This window comes from Sphingomonas sp. Tas61C01 (assembly GCF_052567495.1).
Map to the genome: position 1 here is coordinate 1,680,455 of NZ_CP199583.1, position 21,237 is coordinate 1,701,691.

At 67.7% G+C, this 21,237-nt stretch carries 18 protein-coding genes and 1 riboswitch; of the genes, 9 read left to right on the forward strand and 9 right to left on the reverse strand.

Annotated features, from left to right (window positions below):
• Positions 1-26 precede the first annotated feature (26 nt).
• Both ACT009_RS07940 and ACT009_RS07945 read right to left on the reverse strand, forming a co-directional pair.
• Positions 27-533, reverse strand: coding sequence for a GNAT family N-acetyltransferase (locus ACT009_RS07940; RefSeq protein ID WP_445193795.1), 507 nt, complete (start codon positions 531-533; stop codon positions 27-29).
• Positions 530-916 carry a VOC family protein gene (locus ACT009_RS07945; protein WP_445193796.1) on the reverse strand — a complete coding sequence of 129 codons (387 nt, stop codon included), beginning with the start codon at positions 914-916 and terminating at the stop codon, positions 530-532. Before ACT009_RS07945 ends, ACT009_RS07940 begins: the two co-directional genes overlap by 4 nt.
• A gap of 163 nt (positions 917-1,079) precedes the next feature.
• On the opposite strand from ACT009_RS07945, the gene uvrB reads away from it, so the two are divergent.
• Positions 1,080-3,275 (forward strand): excinuclease ABC subunit UvrB, encoded by a 2,196-nt coding sequence (gene uvrB, locus ACT009_RS07950; RefSeq protein ID WP_445193797.1) that lies wholly within the window; start codon positions 1,080-1,082, stop codon positions 3,273-3,275.
• 278 nt (positions 3,276-3,553) lie between these two features.
• Here the strand turns inward: uvrB and ACT009_RS07955 are convergent, their stop codons facing one another.
• Entirely contained in the window at positions 3,554-3,925 is a 372-nt protein-coding gene (locus ACT009_RS07955; RefSeq protein WP_445193798.1) for a PRC-barrel domain-containing protein, read from the reverse strand.
• A gap of 114 nt (positions 3,926-4,039) precedes the next feature.
• Between ACT009_RS07955 and ACT009_RS07960 the strand changes: the two genes are divergently transcribed.
• Complete coding sequence (locus tag ACT009_RS07960; protein ID WP_445193799.1) at positions 4,040-4,537, forward strand: hypothetical protein; 498 nt, start codon at positions 4,040-4,042, stop codon at positions 4,535-4,537.
• 766 nt (positions 4,538-5,303) lie between these two features.
• On the opposite strand, the gene ACT009_RS07965 is transcribed toward ACT009_RS07960, so the two are convergent.
• Entirely contained in the window at positions 5,304-6,827 is a 1,524-nt protein-coding gene (locus ACT009_RS07965) for a fumarate hydratase (protein ID WP_445193800.1), read from the reverse strand.
• 142 nt (positions 6,828-6,969) lie between these two features.
• Between ACT009_RS07965 and ACT009_RS07970 the strand changes: the two genes are divergently transcribed.
• From ACT009_RS07970 to ACT009_RS07980, 3 genes are all read left to right on the forward strand, one after another.
• Positions 6,970-9,612 carry an EAL domain-containing protein gene (locus tag ACT009_RS07970; RefSeq protein WP_445193801.1) on the forward strand — a complete coding sequence of 881 codons (2,643 nt, stop codon included), beginning with the start codon at positions 6,970-6,972 and terminating at the stop codon, positions 9,610-9,612.
• A gap of 170 nt (positions 9,613-9,782) precedes the next feature.
• The gene (locus ACT009_RS07975) at positions 9,783-10,508 is read left to right on the forward strand and encodes a PAS domain S-box protein (protein WP_445193802.1); all 726 of its coding nucleotides are present in this window, start codon (positions 9,783-9,785) and stop codon (positions 10,506-10,508) included.
• A 71-nt stretch (positions 10,509-10,579) separates the two neighbouring features.
• Positions 10,580-10,735: a hypothetical protein gene (locus ACT009_RS07980; protein ID WP_445193803.1), complete on the forward strand. Its 156-nt coding sequence runs from the start codon at positions 10,580-10,582 to the stop codon at positions 10,733-10,735.
• Positions 10,736-10,762: 27 nt separating this feature from the next.
• Here the strand turns inward: ACT009_RS07980 and ACT009_RS07985 are convergent, their stop codons facing one another.
• The gene (locus ACT009_RS07985) at positions 10,763-11,194 is read right to left on the reverse strand and encodes a hypothetical protein (protein WP_445193804.1); all 432 of its coding nucleotides are present in this window, start codon (positions 11,192-11,194) and stop codon (positions 10,763-10,765) included.
• 185 nt (positions 11,195-11,379) lie between these two features.
• Between ACT009_RS07985 and ACT009_RS07990 the strand changes: the two genes are divergently transcribed.
• Positions 11,380-12,549, forward strand: coding sequence for a glycoside hydrolase family protein (locus ACT009_RS07990; protein ID WP_445193805.1), 1,170 nt, complete (start codon positions 11,380-11,382; stop codon positions 12,547-12,549).
• A 292-nt stretch (positions 12,550-12,841) separates the two neighbouring features.
• Here ACT009_RS07990 and ACT009_RS07995 read toward each other — a convergent pair whose 3' ends face one another.
• Positions 12,842-13,114, reverse strand: a complete 273-nt coding sequence (locus tag ACT009_RS07995; protein ID WP_445193806.1) for a hypothetical protein — start codon at positions 13,112-13,114, stop codon at positions 12,842-12,844.
• Between the two features lie 117 nt (positions 13,115-13,231).
• On the opposite strand from ACT009_RS07995, the gene ACT009_RS08000 reads away from it, so the two are divergent.
• Complete coding sequence (locus ACT009_RS08000) at positions 13,232-14,014, forward strand: MipA/OmpV family protein (RefSeq protein WP_445193807.1); 783 nt, start codon at positions 13,232-13,234, stop codon at positions 14,012-14,014.
• Here ACT009_RS08000 and ACT009_RS08005 read toward each other — a convergent pair.
• The 3 genes from ACT009_RS08005 to ACT009_RS08015 form a co-directional block, all read right to left on the reverse strand.
• The gene (locus ACT009_RS08005) at positions 14,011-15,141 is read right to left on the reverse strand and encodes an energy transducer TonB (protein ID WP_445193808.1); all 1,131 of its coding nucleotides are present in this window, start codon (positions 15,139-15,141) and stop codon (positions 14,011-14,013) included. The genes ACT009_RS08000 and ACT009_RS08005 overlap by 4 nt on opposite strands.
• Before the next feature lie 103 nt (positions 15,142-15,244).
• Positions 15,245-16,249 carry a ferritin-like domain-containing protein gene (locus ACT009_RS08010; protein ID WP_445193809.1) on the reverse strand — a complete coding sequence of 335 codons (1,005 nt, stop codon included), beginning with the start codon at positions 16,247-16,249 and terminating at the stop codon, positions 15,245-15,247.
• Positions 16,250-16,275: 26 nt separating this feature from the next.
• Positions 16,276-17,244 carry a ferritin-like domain-containing protein gene (locus tag ACT009_RS08015; protein ID WP_445193810.1) on the reverse strand — a complete coding sequence of 323 codons (969 nt, stop codon included), beginning with the start codon at positions 17,242-17,244 and terminating at the stop codon, positions 16,276-16,278.
• A gap of 253 nt (positions 17,245-17,497) precedes the next feature.
• Positions 17,498-17,725, forward strand: a riboswitch (cobalamin riboswitch).
• A gap of 112 nt (positions 17,726-17,837) precedes the next feature.
• On the opposite strand from ACT009_RS08015, the gene metE reads away from it, so the two are divergent.
• Together metE and ACT009_RS08025 are read left to right on the forward strand one after the other, a co-directional pair.
• Positions 17,838-20,144 carry a 5-methyltetrahydropteroyltriglutamate--homocysteine S-methyltransferase gene (metE, locus tag ACT009_RS08020; RefSeq protein WP_445194043.1) on the forward strand — a complete coding sequence of 769 codons (2,307 nt, stop codon included), beginning with the start codon at positions 17,838-17,840 and terminating at the stop codon, positions 20,142-20,144.
• 3 nt (positions 20,145-20,147) lie between these two features.
• Positions 20,148-20,921 carry an acyl-CoA thioesterase gene (locus tag ACT009_RS08025; protein WP_445193811.1) on the forward strand — a complete coding sequence of 258 codons (774 nt, stop codon included), beginning with the start codon at positions 20,148-20,150 and terminating at the stop codon, positions 20,919-20,921.
• Positions 20,922-21,237: the final 316 nt, after the last annotated feature.

Here is a 21,237-nt window from a genome sequence, read left to right on the forward strand (position 1 = left end):
GACCAAAGGGCCGAGCGGAAGACTCGCTATCCCCGCGCCAGCATCACCGGCCGTGCGCCTCGATACTCGACCTCGCCGAACGCCACATAGCCCAGCTTCACCGCGACCCGCATCGACGCCAGGTTCGCGGGGTCGATGATGCACACCGTGCGCGTCGCGCCATGCTCGCGCGCCAGCCATTCGTGCGCAGCCGCAACCGCCTCGGTCGCATAGCCTTTGCCCTGCCCCGCTTGCGCCATGATCCAGGCGGCTTCGGGATAGGGATCGAACGTCGCGCCGAACCCGCGCGCAAAATGCGCGAGGCCGATCTCGCCGACGAAGCCGCCGCCCGCACGCTCGCGCACGGTGAACAGCCCGTAGCCGAACGCGGCCCAATGCCCGATATTGCGCAGGACCTTGTTCCAGGCTTCCTCGCGGGTCAGCGGCTTGCCGCCGATGAACGCCATCACCGACGCCTCGCCGGTCATCGCGACGCTGTCGTCGAGATCGGCAAGCGTCGGCTGCGTCAGGACGAGGCGATCGGTGTCGATCATCCCATTTTGAACGCGCAGAACTTGTTGCCGTCGAGATCGCGGAAATAGGCGCCGTAGAAGCCCATCGCGTCGGGGCCGCGGGTGCCCGGCGCGCCTTCGTCGCCGCCGCCGAGCTCGATCGCCTTGGCGTAGATCTGGTCGACCTGCTCGCGCGTATCCGCCGCCAGCGCGACCATCGTGCCGTTGCCCGCAGTCGCCTGTTCACCGTCATAGGGCCGGCCGATCGCGAGCATCGGCTTGCCTGCGCCGGCGCCGTAGAAGGTGAGCTTGCGCTCGTCGGGCATCTGCATCAGCCGCTTGCCGCCGACCGAGGCGAACAGCGCGTCGTAGAAGCCCAGCGCCTTGTCGATGTCGTTGCTGCCGAGTGTCGCATAGCCGATCATGTCGCTCTCCCGATGGGTGGTCGCGGGTGATCGCCCGCGCCGGAGCTTCGCGCCCCGATCCCAGACTAGCGGCAGCGGAGGCGCGCGTCACCCGGCGTGAAAACCGGCACGCGTCCGTTCACGCTTCGTTGCCAATCCATCCCCGCGGACCCATATTCGTGCCATGGCGATCCAGATCCGAACCAGTCTCGACGAACCTGAAACCGGCAGCGCGTTCGTCCCGCACCGGCCGTCGCGGCCGAGCAAGGCCGAAGGCGGCAAGCGCTTCACGATCGTGAGCGACTACGTCCCCGCGGGCGACCAGCCGACCGCGATCGCGGAGCTGGCCGGGGCGGCGAAGGAGGGCGAGAAGGACCAGGTGCTGCTCGGCGTCACCGGGTCGGGCAAGACCTTCACGATGGCCAAGGTCATCGAGGAACTGCAGCGCCCCGCACTGATCCTGGCACCGAACAAGATCCTGGCGGCGCAGCTTTACGGCGAGATGAAGTCGTTCTTCCCGGACAATGCGGTCGAGTATTTCGTCAGCTACTACGACTATTATCAGCCCGAAGCGTATGTCGCGCGGTCCGACACCTATATCGAGAAGGAAAGCTCGACCAACGAATCGATCGACCGGATGCGGCATTCGGCGACGCGCGCCTTGCTCGAACGCGACGACGTGATCATCGTCGCCTCGGTCAGCTGCCTCTACGGCATCGGATCGGTCGAGACCTATTCGGCGATGATCTTCGACCTGAAGAAGGGAACGACGGTCGACCAGCGCGAGATCGTGCGCAAGCTGGTCGCGCTCCAGTACAAGCGCAACGACGCGGCGTTCCAGCGTGGCAACTTCCGCGTGAAAGGCGACAATCTCGAGATCTTCCCGTCGCATTACGAGGACAGCGCCTGGCGCATCTCGTTCTTCGGCGACGATATCGAGGATATCACCGAATTCGATCCGCTGACCGGCAAGAAGGTCGCGAGCCTGAATTCGGTGCGGATCTATGCCAATTCGCATTACGTCACGCCCGGCCCGACGCTGAAGCAGGCGGGCGAGGCGATCAAGCACGAGCTGGCGGAACGGCTGAAGGAGCTGATCGGCGAGGGCAAGCTGCTCGAGGCGCAGCGGCTGGAGCAGCGCACCAATTTCGACCTCGAGATGATCGCCGCCACCGGCAGCTGCGCGGGGATCGAGAATTACAGCCGCTTCCTGACCGGGCGACTGCCCGGCGAACCGCCGCCGACCTTGTTCGAATATCTGCCCGAGAATGCGCTGCTGTTCGTCGACGAGAGCCATGTCACGATCGGCCAGATCAACGGCATGTCGCGCGGCGATCACCGCCGCAAGCTGACGCTCGCCGAATATGGCTTTCGCCTGCCCTCGGCGATCGACAACCGACCGCTGCGCTTCAACGAATGGGACGCGATGCGCCCGCAGACCACCTATGTCTCGGCGACGCCGGGCGATTGGGAGATGGAGCAGACCGGCGGCGTGTTCGCCGAACAGGTGATCCGCCCGACCGGGCTGATCGATCCGCCGGTCGAGATCAAGCCGGTCGAGGAACAGGTCCAGGACCTGATCGTCGAATGCCGCAAGACCGCGGAGGCGGGCTACCGCACGCTGGTGACGACGCTGACCAAGCGGATGGCGGAGGACCTTACCGAGTATATGCACGAGGCGGGCTTGAAGGTCCGCTACATGCACAGCGACGTCGAGACGCTGGAGCGCATCGAGCTGATCCGCGACCTTCGGCTCGGCGTGTACGACGTGCTGATCGGCATCAACCTGCTGCGCGAGGGATTGGACATCCCCGAATGCGGGCTGGTCGCGATCCTCGACGCCGACAAGGAAGGCTTCCTGCGTTCGGAAACCTCGCTGATCCAGACGATCGGCCGCGCCGCCCGCAACGTCGACGGGCGCGTCATCCTCTACGCCGACCGGATCACCGGTTCGATGGAGCGGGCGATGAACGAGACCGCACGCCGCCGCGAGAAGCAGCTCGCCTATAACGAGGCGAACGGCATCACCCCGACCACGATCCGCCGCAACATCGGCGACATCATCGCCCACGTCGCGTCGAAGGACCAGGTCACCGTCGAGATCGATGAGGACCGCCCGCACATGGTCGGCCACAACCTGCGCGGCTATATCGAGGATCTCGAAAAGCAGATGCGCAAGGCCGCGTCCGATCTGGAATTCGAGACCGCCGGCCGCCTGCGCGACGAGATCCGCCAGCTGGAGCAGGAGGAACTCGGCCTGCCGGTCGAGCAGCATCGCGCGCCCGTCATGGGCCGCAGCAACGAAGGCAAGCCGGGCACGCGGAAGACGCGGTACGGCAAGAGCCAGAAGATCCGAATGGGCAAGCGCGGGGGGCGGTGATCGGGGTGACGCTTGCCTCCCGCGAGCGAGAAGTCAGTCTCACCCCGTTCGTCCCGAGTAGGGATCGAGTAGCTGCGCCAGCAGCGTATCGAGAGCCCGTATCGAGGGATGAGTTGGTGCGCGGAACCTGTGCTTCGATACGAGCTCTCGATAACGCCCTGCGGGCTACTCGATCTCTACTCAGCACGAACGGGTGAGTGGCGGTTGCTCGACCACTGCGCTCGGTTCCGTGGGAGCCTTTGTCGCTGCATGCGCTCGATAGGATCGCTCGAAGCCGCCTAGCCCATCGACAGGTTGGTGCTGCTGACCGAGTAATAGCTGGCGACGCGATCGGCATAGGCCTGGTCGAACACGGGGGCGTTGTTCGCCCAGCTGGGGCCGCCTTCCAGCAGGCGGCGGTCGATCGTGACGACGTAGAGATCGCGGACGGGATCGAACTGCAGCAGTTCGAACGGCAGCGGGTAGAAGCTCTTGCCCATGCCCAGGAAGCCGCCGAGGCTCAGCACCGCGTGCGTTACCCGGCCGTTGCCCTTGTGGACCATGAACGCGTGAACGCTGCCGACATGGTCGCCGTCGCGGCTCTCGACCTTCATCGTGCCGCTGACGCTGGTCTGGATGAGGATCTGGGTGGGGGCGGCGCCGTCGGCCAAAGCTGATCTCCTGGTGATTGGCTGCTTGAACCGGCGACCGCGCGGGTAGTTCCTGCGGTGGCGACGCGGCTCGCGGGTTGAGCCGCGCGGAGCCAGCGCCCATAAGCGCCGGCGATGCGTCTCCACCTCGTTCCCCTCGCCCCGCTGATGGTTCTCGCCGCCTGCGTTCCCGCCCCTCGCGAGGCGCCGCCGGCCCCGGCGCCGCCGCCCGTCGTGGCGCCGCCGCCGCCCGCACCGCTCGCCACCGATTGGCGCGACTGGCCGAAGACGCCGGGCGACTGGCGCTATCGGCAAACGCCCACCGGCAGCATCGCGAGCTTCGGCACCTCGGCGACCGCGCCGATCGTATCGCTCCGCTGCGAGACCGCGACGCGGCGGATCGCGCTCGTCTTGCCCGGCGCGATCTCGCCGACGGTGACGATCCGCACCAGCACGATGCGGCGGTCGCTGCCGATGCAGGGCGGGCAGAGCGTGCTGGCGGCGACCGATCCGCTGCTCGACGCGATCGGCTTCAGCCGTGGGCGCTTCGTGATCGAACAGGCGGGCGCGGCGCCTTTGGTGTTGCCGGCCTGGGCGGAGATCGAACGCGTGACCGAGGATTGCCGGGGCTGATCCCTACTTCCACCCCGCAGGCGGGAGGGCGGAACGCTAGCCGCGCAAGCCATCGAGGATCGTCCAGAAATTAGCCGAAAACAAGACTTGTATCTAAACGCCGGGTGACTCACATTGCGGTCGTGCCCAGTGTTGGTCACATGTTTATCAACAAGCGAAAGGAGGTGATCCGATGTCTCATGGTTCAGCAGTGAGTTCGGTTCGGTTCGTTCGGGGGACGCACCGCTAAACGCCGCAGATCGTCCGCGGAGGGTATTCTCCCTCAGTCAACGTGGATGGTCGTAGGCAAGCGGTACGCATGGTCCTCCGGGCTGGAGCTCTCCGGCCGCTGACCATGTCAGGAGGTTGTCGGGTCGTCGGGAGACGCCCGGCAACCTCTTTTCATTTGTGGGGTGGGGCGCCGTCACCGTTATCGCGGACATGACCCGCGGCTTCTGCTTCTAGACTTCAATGATCGGCAGCGGATCACCGCGATCCGCCAAGCTATCCCCCGTCGTCCTCGCGAACGCGGCTATCCAGACTGGCAAGCGTCACGAGCGCCACCGACGCCGACCAGCTATGCCAAACCTTGCCGTCACCCCGGACTTGATCCGGGGTCCCGCTTTGCAGCGAACCTAACGCCTTGTGCTCCTGCGGCTTAGCGGGACCCCGGATCAAGTCCGGGGTGACGAAGATGAGTTCGGATGTTGTGAGCTCGCAGAGGCCCCGCGAAGGCGAAAGCATTTCACTGCATCCGGGGCTGCGCGGGACACGGCGAGTCACCACCTCACGCGCCGACCAGCAGCCCTTCGCGCGCGATCTTCTCGCGCCACACCAGCGGCGCGAGTTGGTGGACGTTCTCGCCCGCGCTGTCGACCGCAACGGTGACGGGGAAGTCGGCGACCTCGAATTCGTAGATCGCCTCCATGCCGAGATCCTCGAAGCCGACCACCTTCGATCCCTTGATCGCGCGCGCCACCAGATAGGCCGCGCCGCCGACCGCCATCAGATAGGCGCTCTTCGCCTCGGCGATCGCCTGGGTCGCGGCGGGGCCGCGCTCGGCCTTGCCGACCATCGCGAGCAGGCCCTGGTCGAGCATCATCCGCGTGAACTTGTCCATCCGCGTCGCGGTGGTCGGGCCGGCGGGGCCGACGACTTCCTCGCCGACCGGATCGACCGGGCCGACATAATAGATCACGCGGCCCCGGAACGAGACCGGCAGTGCCTCGCCCTTTGCGAGCATGTCCGCGATCCGCTTGTGCGCGGCATCGCGCCCGGTGAGCATCTTGCCGTTCAGCAACAGCCGGTCGCCATGCTTCCAGCTCTGAACGACCGCGGGCGTGAGCGTGTCGAGATCGACGCGGATCGCCGCCTTGTCCGGCGTCCAGTTCACGTCGGGCCATTCGGACAATTTCGGCGGCTCCAGATAGACCGGCCCCGATCCATCGAGCGTGAAATGCGCGTGGCGGGTGGCGGCGCAGTTGGGGATCATCGCCACCGGCTTCGACGCCGCATGCGTCGGCCAGTCGGCGATCTTGACGTCGAGGATCGTCGACAGCCCGCCGAGCCCCTGCGCGCCGATCCCGAGCGCGTTGACCTTGTCGTAGATCTCGATCCGCAACGCCTCGATATCGGTGCGCGGCCCGCGCTGCTTCAGCTGCGCCATGTCGATCGCGCCCATCAGCGATTCCTTGGCGAGCAGCATCGATTTTTCCGCGGTGCCGCCGATCCCGATCCCGAGCATGCCCGGTGGGCACCAGCCAGCGCCCATCTGCGGGATCATCTCCAGCACCCAGTCGACGATCGAATCGCTCGGGTTCATCATCTTGAACTTGGACTTGTTCTCGGACCCGCCGCCCTTCGCCGCGACGTCGACCGACACCGTGCTGCCGGGCACCAGCTCGACGTTCAGCACGCTCGGCGTGTTGTCCTTCGTATTGCGGCGGGTGAAGGCGGGGTCGGCGAGGATTGAGGCGCGCAGCTTGTTCCCGGGGTGGAGATAGGCGCGCCGTACGCCCTCGTCGACGACCTCCTGCAGCGACCGGCTGCCGTCGGCGAAGCGGCAATCCTGGCCCCATTTCACGAACACCGTGACGATCCCGGTATCCTGGCAGATCGGGCGGTGGCCCTCCGCGCACATCCGGCTGTTGGTCAGGATCTGCGCGATCGCATCCTTCGCCGCCGGGCTCTGCTCCGCCTCGTAGGCGACGCCCAGCGCGCGGATGTAGTCCATCGGGTGGTAGTAGCTGATGAACTGGAGCGCGTCGGCGACGCTCTCGATCAGGTCGGCTTCGCGGATGATCGTGGTCATGGCATCGGCGCATAATCGCGCGGCGCCGGCGTTCCAAGCGGGAAGGTCACGCGCCGGCTTATGATCGTGTTCCGTTTTATCCACACGTTAAACATAACCTCGCAAGCAAATCGCAAGGTCCGTCGGGTTACCCCGTCGGTTCATGAACCTCCGCGCTTTCCTGTCGACCGATTCGCCGGGCCTTCCAGGGCTGCCGGTGGCGCTCGGTCTGTGGGCGGACGAAGCGCCCCACCCCTCCCCGATCCACCGGATCCGCCTGCGCCAGGTCGCGGCGATGTGGCCGTTCGCAGTCGGTGCGCAGCTGCTCGCATCGGTCGTGGTGGTGTGCATCGCGATCGCGCTCGGCGAGCGGCGGCTGACCACCGGCGCCGGGATCGACGCGTTCCTCCTCGCGGCGATGTCGCTCGGCATCGCGATCACCGCGGGCCGCGGCATGGCGCAGCGCTTCGCGCCGCACCTGCGCAACCGCGCGCTGCTGTTGCTGTCGATCGGGGTGGCGGTGCCGCTGCTGTCGCTGCTGTGGATCGCCACCGCGATGCCCGCGGGCGCGATGCGGCTGGCGGGGTTCATCGCGGTCGCGGGCGCGATGAGCATCACCGCGGCGGCGCTGCACAGCGTCCGTCCGGCGACGCTCGGGCTGGGGCTGGGGCTCGCCGCCGCGGTCGGGATCGAGACCGCGGAGCTGCTGCCGACCGGAGTCGCGATCCTGTTCGTGCTGTGCCTGGTCGTCTCGACGGTGCGGATGGCGCGGCTCGATGCGCATGGCGACCGCCGCCGCGCGGAGGAGATCGACGAAGGTCGCCTCGCCAGCAAGATGGTCGCGGAATTCGAGGGCCAGGGCACCGGCTGGTTCTGGGAGGCCGACCGCAACGGCCGCATCACCTATCTCAGCGCCAAGGTGTCGCGCGAGCTGGTCGCGCATGGCTGCGCGCCGATCGGGCGGTTGCTGACCGATCTGTTCCGGATGGACAGCGCGACCCCGGGCACCGAGCGTACGCTCGGCTTCCACATTTCGTCGCGCACGTCGTTCTCCGATTATTCGGTCTGCGCCGCGGACGATCCGGCGGCGGAGCGCTGGTGGTCGATCTCCGGCCGCCCCGTGATCGACGAGCTCGGCCGGTTCGAAGGCTTTATCGGATCGGGCACCGATCTCACCGAACGCCGCCGGTCGGAGGCGGAGATCACCCGGCTGGCGCTGTTCGACGGGCTTACCGGGCTCGCCAATCGCCAGCGAATGCGGCTGTCGCTCGACAAGACGCTGCAGCACCAGGCGGGCCCCGCGCGCCCGGCCGCGCTGTTCCTGATGGACCTCGATCGGTTCAAGGCGGTCAACGACACGCTCGGCCACCAGGCAGGCGATGCGCTGCTGAAGCAGGTCGCGCAGCGGATCGAACGCAGCGTCGGTGCGGCAGGGCTGGTCGGGCGGATCGGCGGCGACGAGTTCCAGGTGCTGCTGCCCGGCACCGACAGTCGCGAGACGCTGAGCGCGCTCGCGCGCGAGCTGATCGCGGCGCTGTCGCAGCCCTATTTCATCGCCGGGTCGTCGATCTCGATCGGCTGTTCGGTCGGCATCGCGCTGTCGCCGCAGCATGGCGAGCAGGCCGAGGAGCTGATCCGCAACGCCGATCTCGCGCTCTACGCCGCCAAGGGCGACGGCCGCGGGGTCCACCGCTTCTATTCGGACGAGATGCTCGCCGGCGCGCAGAGCCGCAAGCAGCTCGAGGACGACATCCGCACCGCGCTCAGCGAAGGCGCGTTCCACCTGGTCTACCAGCCGGTGGTCAGCACCGCCGACACCCGCATCGTCGGCTACGAGGCGCTGCTGCGCTGGGACCACCCCACTCGCGGCGCGGTGTCGCCCGCCGAATTCGTGCCGGTCGCGGAGGAATGCGGGCTGATCGAGGCGCTCGGCACCTGGGTGATGCGGACCGCGGCGGCGGAGGCGGGGCGCTGGCCGGACCATATCCGCGTCGCGGTCAACGTCTCGCCGATCCAGTTCGCCAACCCGACGCTACCCGCGCTCGTCACCAGCGCGATCGCGAGCGCGGGGCTCGCGCCCGACCGGCTCGAGCTGGAGATCACCGAAGGCGTGTTCCTCGACGAGAGCTATTCGTCGGACCAGATGTTCAAGGCGCTGAAGACGATCGGCGTCCGCCTCGCGCTCGACGATTTCGGCACCGGCTATTCGTCGCTCGGCTATCTGCGCAACGCACCGTTCGACAAGATCAAGATCGACCAATCGTTCGTCCGCGGCGCCGCCCAGCCGGGCAACCGCAACGCCGCGATCATCAAGGCGATCGTCACCCTCGCCGACACGCTGGGGATGGAGACCACCGCCGAGGGGGTCGAGGTGCAGGACGAGATCGACCTGGTCCGCTCGCTCGGGTGCAGCCACATTCAGGGCTATGTCTACGGCCGCGGCGTCCGCGCCGACGAGGTGATGCGGCAATTGAGCGGCGCCCGCCCGGTCGTCGCCAGCGGCCACAAGGTCAGCCGCAGCCCGCGTACCAAGATGCTGCGCACCGCGCGGATCGCGATCGGCAGCTATCATGGCGACGTCCGGATCCGCGACATCTCCGCGACCGGTGCGATGATCGACGGCGTCGTGCTCGGATCCGACGCGATCGGTGCCGACGTCCGCATCGAGCTACTCGAAGACCGGATGTTCGCGGCGCGGATCGCGTGGGCCCGCGACGGCAAGGTCGGGTTGCAGTTCGCGGAGCGCTTCAACCTCGATCACCTCAACCAGTCGCTGATCGCCCGCAACAGCCGCCGCAACGGATGACGGCCACTGCCAAGCGCCTGTAAACGCGATAAAGCTTGTCAGCGAACTTGACCTAAGTTAGCGGAATTGCCGCCTGCCTGCGGTATCGCCGACGGTGTGCAGGTCGATTGATATCGGGGCCATTTCGGCCCATCGTGGCGGGTCCGGCGAATGAGGAGCGGGAATTTTCGATGGCGAAGCTGGGCCGACTGGTGGTCGATGGATCGGGCACGATCCTCGAGGTCGACGCCGCCTTCTGCGCGACGATGCGGATGGCGCGTGGTCGGCTGATCGGGCGCAACGCGCTCGACCTCACCGCGCCTGCGGATCGCGATCGCTGCGTCTCGGTGCTCGCGCGGGTGATGGGCGAGCGCATTCCACTCGCCACCGTGAAGCGCATGCTGCGCGCCGACGGCACCCATGTCTGGGTATCCAATTCGCTCCGCCCGATGGAGCAGCCGGGTGGCCCGATCGCGTGCGAGATCCTGTCGGACGAGGCGGTGCCGCCGTCGGACTGGGTCGAACCGTCGATCCTGTTGCGCGTCGCGCGGTTCATCCTCGCCAGCCGCCGCGCGCGCGAAAAGGCGTTCAGCGCGCATTTCTTCGGCGATCCCGCCTGGGACATCATGGTCCTGGCCTATGTCAGCGAGGCGGAGGGACGCACCCTCAGCACCGCCGATCTACACGCCTCGATCGGGATCAGCCTGGGCAACGCGTCGCGCTGGATCCGCGCGCTCAATGCCGAGGAACTGATCGAATATGAGGACGACGGCGCCAGCAAGGCGCTGGTCACCGCGCCGATCCGCCTGTCCTCGTCGGGCCATCGCCGGCTGGAGCGCTTCCTGTCTAGCCTACACGATGCGGCGGGGATGGAGGAGCGGCTCGACTGGGCGCAAGCCGATCGGCTCGATAGGTAGTCATACGATATGGTCTACTATCAATAACCGGAGTAATAACGCGCATCGCCGACCAAGCCGCGGGTAGTTTGATGCCGACCGACGACGATTCTGCCCGTGAATGCCTGGCCCATCTGCGCGCGGCCGCCGACTGGTGCGAAGCCGCCGGGATGGTGAGCGCGTGGGCGACCGTGCTGGGCGTCGCCGACATCATCCGCGAACGGCTGGACGAAGCCGCCTCGCGCTGATCCGCCTTCGGTCAACGTGGCGGGCGGTCAGTCCAGCCCGTCGCTCATCAGCGCCCGCCGCGCCTCGTCGGCTTCCTCGCGCAGCCGCTGTTCGTCGCGCACCGCGCGCGCCAGCCGCCGCCGCGCGATCGCCTCGGGGCTGTTGCGCCGGCGCGCCTCTTCCAACTCCTTCAACGCCTCGAAGGTCGGCACCACGCCGACGCTGCGCAGGATGCCCTGCATCGCCGACGTCGCCGAGGTCCCGCGCAGATACCCGCCATTGGATCGGATGTCGGCATCCTGGATCGCCTTCCAGAACGCGTCGTAGACCCAGCGCGTGCCGTCGCTGCGCACGAACAGATAGGCGAGTGCGAACCGCAGGGCGAAGCTCGGCCGCACCACCTCGACCTGCGCCTGCGCGCACGCCTCGTCGACCGCGCACAACGCCTTGAAGATCAGTGGATCGCACGCGAATCGCATGCGTGTGAACATAAAGGGAACATAGCGGCGGCGGCTAGAGACGGAATCGCGAGGCGAACGATCAGCTAGCCTCATTGTAGTTTTGCTTATGAAATATAAATTGCACCCGTGACTTTCATACGATGGGTTGAGGTGGTACCCTTCACTCAACAGCGGGCGCTGTTCCGCGAGAAGGAGGATCGATCATGACCCGTCGAGTGATGACTGCCTTGCTGACGTTCGTGGCGCTGCCGCTCGCCGCCTCGGTTTCGTCGATATCGACCGCGCAGAACAAGATCGCCGCCGCCGATCTGCCGGTGCTCGGCCCCAAGCCGTTCATCGCCTATTTCGAGCCCACCCCGATCGTGAGGGCGCCGCTCTCGACTACCGTCTGGGGCGCCGCGACGGTCGGCCCGCGCGACACCGGCAACGGCCTCGAAGACGTGACGATGAAGCGCTGGAACTATTGGGACGGGCAGATCCTGAAGGGCGCGGACGGCAAGTACCGGATGTTCGCCAGCCGCTGGCCGCAGGCGACCGGGCACGCGGCGTGGGTGACCTCGCTCGCGGTGCAGGCGACCAGCGACAAGCTGTACGGCCCCTATACCGATCGCGGCCTGATGTGGCCCAAGGACATGGGCGGCAAGGGCCACAACGTCACCGCGCTGCGGATGCACGACGGCCGCTACGCGGTGGTGATCAGCGAAACCCGCAACGGCGACGTCTACACTGCCGCATCGATCGACGGACCCTGGACCAAGCTCGGCGACATCGTCGTCGACCAGAGCGCCTTCACCTCGGTGTTCCAGCCCGCCGAGATCGCGCAGCCCGGCCCGCCCAAACCGTGGCGCGGCTCCAACGTCAGCATCATGGCGCGCCCCGACGGCGGCTACGAGATCATCCAGCGATCGGGGCAGATCCTGATCAGCAAGGCCGGGATCCTCGGCCCGTACAAGGTGATGGGCGAAACCATCTACCGCGACCTGCCGGGGCTGCCCCAGCTCGGGCTCGACACCTATGAGGATCCGGTGATCTGGCACAGCGGCGGCTGGTACCACGTCATCGTCAACCACTGGCGCGATCGCCGCGCCTTCCACCTGATCTCGCGCAACGGCATCACCGGCTGGAAGGTGCAGGGGCTTGCCTACGAACCCGGCGCCGACTTCATCCGCTATACCAACGGCGTGAAGAACCACTGGAACAAGCTCGAACGCGCCGGCGTGATCATCGAGAACGGCCACGTCATCGCGATCAGCTTCTCGGTCATCGACGTGCCCAAGGACGACCAGAAGGGCAATGACGGCCATGGCAGCAAGGTCATCGTCGTGCCCTTCGACGGCGCCGCAATGGACCGCGACCTGAAGAACGTGGAGTAGGCGATGCCATCGTGCTCCTGCGTGCGCGGGAACGCGGAGTAATCGAGCGGCACGTTCGCGACCCTGGGCTCCCGCGTGCGCAGGAGCGCGAATATCGTGCACGCAGAGACGCGGAGAAGAGCGTTGCGCCTTCGCGCCTTCGCGTGAAGCCGACCGGCGCATGTAAAAGCGCGAACATGAGCCGGTGAGGAGTCCAGTGCTCCTGCGGCCGCAGGAGCCCAGGGTAATCGCGCGTGGCGTTCGTGGCGCCGCGCTCCCGAGCACCCAGAAGCAGGGCTACGCGCTGGCGCCCTCAGATCGCCGCGATCTCCGCATCGGTCTCGGCGCCCAGGTTGATCCGGTCGTACAGCGCCAGCAGCGCGTTGACTTCTTCGATCACGGTCTCGTGTTCGCGCCGGAACCGCGCGGTGGCGTCGCCGGTCGGGACCCCGCCACGGCCGTCGTGGATCGTGTAGCCCTGTTCGATCAGCCACAGCGCGTCCTGCGCACGCGACCGTTGGCGGCGCAGGTGGAACACCCATTGTTCGATGATGCCCGCGGGCACGAGACGATCCAGATCACCCATTGCCCCGCCTACCGAAGCCTTGCCGCGAACGCCACCGCCCAGCGCGCTGCGCAGCCACTTTCCGCCAGGCAAGCGGGGCGGCTCCCCCTCCCCGGCGAAATGCAGTACGCCGCGTTCATGATCATGCGCACCATCCTGACGGCGACAGCCTCGCTCGCCACTCTCTCCACCGCAGCAACCGCGCAGGACGCGCCTGCCAAGCGCACCCGCATCGCCGCCGGGCCGCAGATCGGGCCGAGCTACCCCGGCGCGGACGGCGTCAGCTTCTCGCCGCTGTTCGATCTATCGCGCGCGAAGGCGGGCGAGGATTTCGCGTTCGAAGCCGCCGACGAGAGCATCGGCTCGCCGCTGGTCCGCCTCGGCGGCGCGTCGTTCGGCCCCGCCTTCGGTTTCCAGGGCAGCCGCACCGCGCGCGACGTCGGCGCGCCGGTCCGCAAGGTCGGCTTCACCGTCGAGGCGGGCGGCTTCGTGCAATATCAGTTCACCCCCGCGATCCGCGGCCGCGCCGAGCTGCGCAAGGGGATTGGCGGCCATCGCGGCTGGGTCAGCGATGTCAGCATGGATTATGTGGTGCGCGATCACGATCGGTCGGTGTTCTCGATCGGCCCGCGGGTGACGATCAGCGACGATCGCTACAACCGCGCCTATTTCGGCGTCAGCCCCACCGATGCCGCCGCGACCGGGCTGTCGCGCTTCAAGGCGTCGGGCGGCATCCAGGCGGTCGGCGCGACCGCGGGGCTGATCCGCCAGATCACTCCGGTCTGGGGCTTCTACAGCTATGCCTCCTACGATCGCCTCGTGTCCGACGCCGCCCGATCGCCGCTGGTTCGCGCCTATGGATCGCGCGACCAGTTCTCGGGCGGCGTCGCGCTGACCTACACCTTCGCCGCGAAGCGCTAGAAGGGTGGTGGCGGCGGCGGACCGGGGCGCGGACCGATCTTGAAGATCACCCGGTCGACGCAACCGGTGGCGCCGCGATCGGACGCGGGCAGCCGCGCGCCGCGCACCACCGCCTCGGCCTGGGTGCCGAAATCCGCCGAGGGTTCGGCGGCGACCGCGTGGATGTTGCCGGGTTCACCCCATGGCGCGAGGTCGTAGGTCACGATCGCCCAGCCCTCGATCGATCGCCGCCGATACGCCTCGGGGAAGGTCAGCACCGGGGGCGTGGTCCAGTCGCGTCCCGCCGGACACGTGGCGGAGGTCGGCCGGAACGCCGCTTCGGGCGGCATCGGCGGCGGCGCGAGGACCAGCGGCGCGCGCCAATAAGGATATTGGCAGCCGGTCCGCGCGCCGCTGGTATAGCGCGATGCCCGGATCGCGGTTACCGCCGCCGCATCGAGCGCCGCATTGCCAGTCCCGGTCAGCGTGCCGACCGCCGTCGGCCGGCCCTTCGCGTCGAGATCGTAGCGGACCATCGACCAGTCCCTCGCGCCCGGCGTCCCCGGCAGCGTGCGGAAATCCGGATACGCCTGCAGTAGTGCCTGGGGGCGCGGCTCGTCGCGGCAGTCGCCGGTCCCGGCGATCCGCTCCCACCCCGCCCAGGGCAAGGCGCCCATCTCGGGAGCCAGCGAATAGCTGATCAGCTCGGCAATCGGCGTCTCCGCCATCGACGTCATCTGGGGCGCATAGACGATCGTGCAGTCGCCCCGCGGCGCCTTGGCGGGAAACCGCGTCGCGGCGAGCGCGGGGCCGAGATCCTCGGCAAGCCCGGCGCCATTGTCGCGCTGCCGCCTGATGCCGAGGGTCCGCCCCGACGCATCGATCGAGAAGGCGAAGCTGACCGGCTTAGTCTGGAAGCCCGACCACACCAGGGCGTTCAGCGGCCGGCGCATTGGCGTCGCGGTGATCGGCCGCCCCTCGCAGCGCAGGATGGTCGGCTGCCACGTCAGCATCTGGCGCTGATCGGCGACTATGGGAGGCGCCGGGATCGGGCGCGGGGCCGGCACCATCGCCGGCTTGCGAACGGCCTCCTGCGCGGGGGCGGCGGTCGCCGGCAGCAAGGCCAGCAGCATGACGAAATCGATCATCGTCGCAGCCTGATCCTGCTCGTCGCCGCTTGCAACCGGCTAGATGGCGATGGTTGCAACGACGGCGGGGCGCGCCATCGACGCGCCCCGGCCGCTACGATCGTCAGCCCGCAGTCGACGCCCGGATGTTGCCGTTGACACCCGCCGGGAAGAACCCGCCAGAGGTCGCCGCACCCGCGTTCAGGTAAGCGATGTTGAGGACGTCGCCCGCCTTCCGCCCGAAGACGATGCCGTTGCTGTCCGACGGCACGATGTTCGACGCGTCTGCGCCGTCGATCGTCACCGGTCCGATGCCCTGATCGTCGTCGATCGGATTGTCGACCGCGTCGCGCGCGTTGGAGATCAGGTCGGTGTTGGTGCGCAGATTGGGCATCGCCAATCCCTTGCGGTACAGCAGCGTGCGCAGCAGCCCCGAATGATACGCCTCAACCGCGAGGATGCCCGCCGCCGCCTCGAGGATGATCTTGTTCGAGATCAGCGACGCCGAGCCTTTGTACGCGGTCACCCCGACGTCGGACAGCAGCATGCCGCCGAGCAGCCAGGTCTCGTCCGACGCATAGGGATCGAAGGTGCCGGTCGGGCCGACCACTCCCGCCGATCGCGCCGCGGCGGTGAACGCACCACTCGCCCCGCCGTCGATGTTGATCGCGGGCTGTGCGACCGCCGACGACCCGAGCGTCTGACGCAGGAACTGCACGTGCGCATTCTCGTCCGCCGCGATTTCGAGCGCATAGGCCGCAACCGACGCGTCGGCGAACGGCACCTTGCGCCCGCCAACCACCGCGCCCTGACTACCGGTGCCGGACGTAAGCGCCGTATTCAGCCCGGTGCCAAACGCCGCGAAGGTGTAGTAGTTGGCCTCGAGATATTCGAGGTTGAGGGCGAAGTTCAGCACATCCGCGTCGCCCGCGGGCAGCGTCGATACCGGCGCAGGCGTCGGCGTGACGATGGGCACGTTCTTGTCGTCATCCCCGCCACAGGCGGAGAGCATGGCGGCGCCCGCGCTGGCGGCGACGGCGGTGCTGGCCATCTTGATGAAGCGCCGGCGCTCGGTGCGCTTGCGCTCCGCGATGTCGAACACCTCGAGCAGAGTTTCGCGATCGATCATTGGAAATCCCCTTCTGCGCCGATGGCTCAGGCGTTGTTCGTGCTGGTGCGGATGGTGCCGTTGACACCAGCTGGGAAGAATCCGCCGGCCGTGACCGCGGTCTTGTCGAGATAGACGATGTTCAGGACCTGCCCGGCGGTGCGGCTGAACGCGATGCCGTTGGTATCGGTCGGCACGATGTTCGACGTCGGACCCGCGCCGGAGGTCACATAGGCCAGCCCCTGATCGAGATCGGTCGCGCCGTCGAGGCTGTCGCGGGCCGCCGAGACCAGCTCGGTATCGCCGCGGATCGTGCTCGCCTTCAGTCCCGGATTGCCGCCGAGCTGGTCGATCGTCGTGCGGATCATGCTGGCGTGATACGCCTCCGCCGCCAGGATGCCCGCCGCGGCGTCGATATAGGCCGGGTTGGTCAGCAGCGGCGACGCGCCCTTGTAGGCGGTCACCCCGACATCCTCGAACAGGAAGGCCCCGTAGAGGAAGTTCAGGTCCGACGCATAGGGATCGAACTGCCCCGCCGCATCGATGAAGCCTGCGGCCCGCGCTGCGGCGCTGAACGCGCTGGTCGGCGAGACCGACACGTCGAGCCGCGGCTGTGCCACCGCCGCCGAGCCGAGCGCCGTCCGCAGGAAATTGACATGAGCAAGCTCGTCATTGGCGATCTCGCGCGCCATCTGCGCAACGATCGGATCGCTGAAGGGCACCGCATGACCGCCGGTAGCCGGCACGGCCGCACCGACGCCGGTGATCGAGGTCGCCGGGATCGGCACGCCGTAGACCGCGTACCAGTAGAAATTGGCCTCGAGATATTCGAGATTGAGCGCGAAATTCAGCACATCGGCGTCGGTGAGCGTCTGCGCCTGCGCGGCCTGGCTGACCACGAATGCGCCGGCGCCGACCGCAGCCGCCCCGACCGCCGCCTTGAAGAACGCCCTGCGGCCTGCCCGGCGCTCTGCGTGTACGGCGAGAGCATCCAACGCATCGATGGTTTCAGTCACACTCGATCCCCTTATTGGTGATCTGAGTCGAACCTGTGCATGTCGGTTCGGTTCCACGAACTATATGCAAGCGCATAGAAATTGTTGGAAACCAAGTTGGGAGGCTCGCAAAAGCGATCGAGCACGCCGGTGTCGGCCGCGGTCCACCTATGCCTAGTGGTCAGGGCAGCCGCAGTCTTCGTACACCCCGCCGCAAGCGAACAGTCATATAAAGATTTCTTTATATGACTGTTGACGGTGTCGAGCGAAGCTGGGACACAGGCGGGGTCGAGGTTCTCCGGTCGTGCCAACGCACCGGAGCTAAGACGGGAAGCCGGTGCGGACCTCCTTTCAGGAACCAGGTCCAAGGCCGGCGCTGCCCCCGCAACTGTAAGCGGCGAGCGGCGGTCAATCAGTGTCACTGGCGGTGCGAGCTGCTGGGAAGGCCAGACCGACGTGACGACCCGCGAGCCAGGAGACCTGCCTTCGACGCGATAACGTCCACCGGCGGGGATCCCGGGCTGGCCGCTTGCACACGCGCGGCCGGCCTTTTCGGGCGCGCGCCCTGCCTGTGACCATCCGTCTTCCTCGCCCTTCGTCGGGGTATGAAGACAATGACTGTCACCGTCGCCACCTTGGGCTTTCCGCGCATCGGCCCGCGCCGCGAACTGAAATCCGCACTCGAACTTCATTGGTCCGGCGCCTCGTCGGAAGCCGATCTGCTGGAGGCCGCAGCCGGCCTGCGCACCGCCGCCTGGGCGCGGCAACGCTCGCTCGGCGCCGACTGGTTGCCGTCGAACGATTTCTCGCTCTACGACCATGTTCTCGACACCAGCGTCATGCTCGGCGCGATCCCTGCTCGCTACGCCGCCGCGGACGGACAGGCCGACCTGGCGACCTATTTCGCGATGGCGCGCGGCACCACCACCGACGACGATAACGGATGCGGCCACGCGCATGCCAGCGTGACCGCGTGCGAGATGACCAAGTGGTTCGACACCAACTATCATTACATGGTCCCGGAACTGGCCGCCGGGCGGAAGCTGGCGCTCAACCGGCTGAAGGTCGTCGACGAGTATCGCGAGGCGAAGGCGCAAGGGTTCGAGACCCGGCCGGTCCTGCTCGGCCCGGTGACGTGGCTCAGCCTGGCCAAGGGCAGCGACGTCGATCCGTTCGATTACCTCGACGAGGTGCTGGGGCTCTACGCCGCGATCCTCGGCCACCTCGCGCAAGCCGGCGCCGAGTGGGTGCAGATCGACGAGCCGGTGCTGGTGCTCGACCTCGACGATCGCCAGCGCAAGGCACTGACCCGCAGCTATGCGAAGCTCGCGCGGTGCGGCGTGAAACTGATGCTCGCGACCTATTTCGGCGGACTCGGCAACAATCTCGGCTTCGCGACCGCGCTGCCCGTCCACGGGCTGCACGTCGATCTGGTGCGCGCGCCCGAACAGCTCGACGCGGTGCTGAAGGCCGCGCCGGCGTCGTTGCTGCTGTCGCTGGGGGTGATCGACGGCCGCAACGTCTGGCGCGCCGATCTCGACGCGCTGCTCGACCGGCTGGCGCCGATCGCCGCCGCGCGCGACGTGATCCTCGCGCCGTCCTGCTCGCTGCTCCACACCCCGGTCGATCTCCTGCTGGAGAAGAAGCTCGATCCGGCGGTGACGCAGTGGCTCGCCTTCGCGGTCCAGAAGATCGAGGAGCTGTCGATCCTGAAGCGGGCGCTGAACGACGGCCGCGCCAGCGTCGCGGCGGAGATCGCGGCATCGTCCCGCGCGGTCGAGACCCGCAGAACCTCGCCGCTGATCCATGATGCGGCGGTCGCGGCCCGGATCGCCGCGGTCTCGCCGGCGATGCGCGATCGCCTGTCCGACCACCAGGTCCGCCGGACTGCGCAAGCGACGGTCATCGATCTGCCGCCCTACCCGACCACGACGATCGGATCGTTCCCGCAGACCGCCGAGGTTCGCCGCGCGCGCGCCGAGCATAATCGCGGCAATCTGGACGATGCCACCTATCACGCCTTCCTGCGCGAGGAGACCGAGCGCGCGATCCGCTGGCAGGAGCAGGTCGGGCTGGACGTGCTCGTCCACGGCGAATTCGAACGCAACGACATGGTGCAGTATTTCGGCGAGCAGCTGTCGGGCTTCGCCTTCACCGTCGGTGGCTGGGTCCAGTCCTACGGCTCGCGCTGCGTCCGACCGCCGATCCTGTACGGCGACGTATCGCGGCCGCAGCCGATGACGGTCGACTGGTGGCGATATGCGCAGGGGCTGACGCGCCGCCCGATGAAGGGGATGCTGACCGGACCGGTCACGATCCTGAACTGGTCGTTCGTCCGCGACGATCAGCCGCGCGAGGCGTCGTGCCGGCAGATCGCGCTCGCGATCCGCGACGAGGTGCTCGATCTCGAAGCCGCGGGTGCGCAGGCGATCCAGATCGACGAGGCGGCGCTGCGCGAGGGCCTGCCGCTGCGCCGGCGCGACTGGCAGCGATACCTCGACTGGGCGGTCGACTGTTTCCGGCTGTCGGCGGCAGGGGTCGGCGACGCGACCCAGATCCACACCCATATGTGCTATTCGGAGTTCAACGACATCCTGCCGTCGATCGCGGCGATGGACACCGACGTGATCTCGATCGAGACCGCACGATCGCAGATGGAGCTGCTGGAGGGCTTCGCCCGCTATCGCTACCCGAGCGCGATCGGGCCGGGGGTGTACGACATCCACGCGCCGCGGGTGCCGTCGGAGGAAGAGATGGTGACGCTGATGCGGCTTGCCGGGCGGCATCTTCGGCCCGAGCAGCTCTGGGTGAATCCCGATTGCGGGCTGAAGACGCGGCAATGGGACGAGGTGAAGCCCGCGATCGCGGCGATGGTCGCCGCGGCCCGGACGCTTCGCGCCGATCTCGCGACCGGGCGCTGAACCGTGGCGATCGACGCCGCCGGAGGCGGCACCGTCCGGCTGATCGACATGATCTTCCCGGGCGACACCAACCATCACGGCACGCTGTTCGGCGGCGTCGCGCTCGCGCACATGGACAAGGTGGCGTTCCTCACCGCGTCGCGGCATGGCCGGGCGCCGTTCGTCACCGCGTCCTGCGAACGGATCGACTTCGCCGCCCCCGCCCTGAAAGGCGAGCTGATCGAGGCGAGCGGGCGGATCGTCCGCGTCGGCACCAGTTCGTGCGACGTCGAGGTCGATCTCGTCGCCGAAGCGCTGCTGAGCGGGGAACGCCGCCTCTGCACCCGCGGCTTGTTCACGCTGGTCGCGGTCAAGGGGGCAGCGACGCGGCTGCCTTTGCCCCCGCCATCCGCGGCGGCGGCCGACGAACCGGCGGACGCCCCGCTGCGGATGATGGACATGGTCTTTCCGCCGCAGACCAACCATTATGGCACGCTGTTCGGCGGCGATGCGCTGCGCATGCTCGGTAAGGGCGCCTTCATCGCCGCGACTCGTGCGACCCGCGCGGTGATGGTGATGGCGGCATCCGACCGGATCGACTTCCGGGTGCCGGTGCGCGAGGGCGACATGACCGAGGTGGTCGCGCGAGTTACGATGACCGGCAGCAGCTCGGTCCGCGTCCGCGTCGATCTCTGGTCCGAAAGCCTGTTGTCGGGCGAACGGCGCCAGGCCGCGTCGGCCGAATTCGTCATGGTGGCCGTCGACCCCGCCGGCCGCCCACGGCCGATCGCGGGCTGATCGCCACGGAAGACGGCGCTCCTCTACGATCCGCCTAAAATTTTCGCGTTCCCGCCCCGTTCCCTTGCGGATCGCGTAACCCGCGGAACTCCACGCGTCGTTCGGCGGCGGCGCGGCGAAGCCACGGAAAACAGCGACGAACCGCGGCGTCGACGGATCATTAAGGGTCTTGCGTCCGATCGCGGTTTGGCACAATCTCTTGGGGTTGAGTTCGGGGGCGGACCCAATTGGTGGTATGAACGGCGTCGCGACACCCATCGCCACGGGCGCTTATCCGCGTCTTCCACATGGGACGCGTGCGCATTTTGTTCTCCGC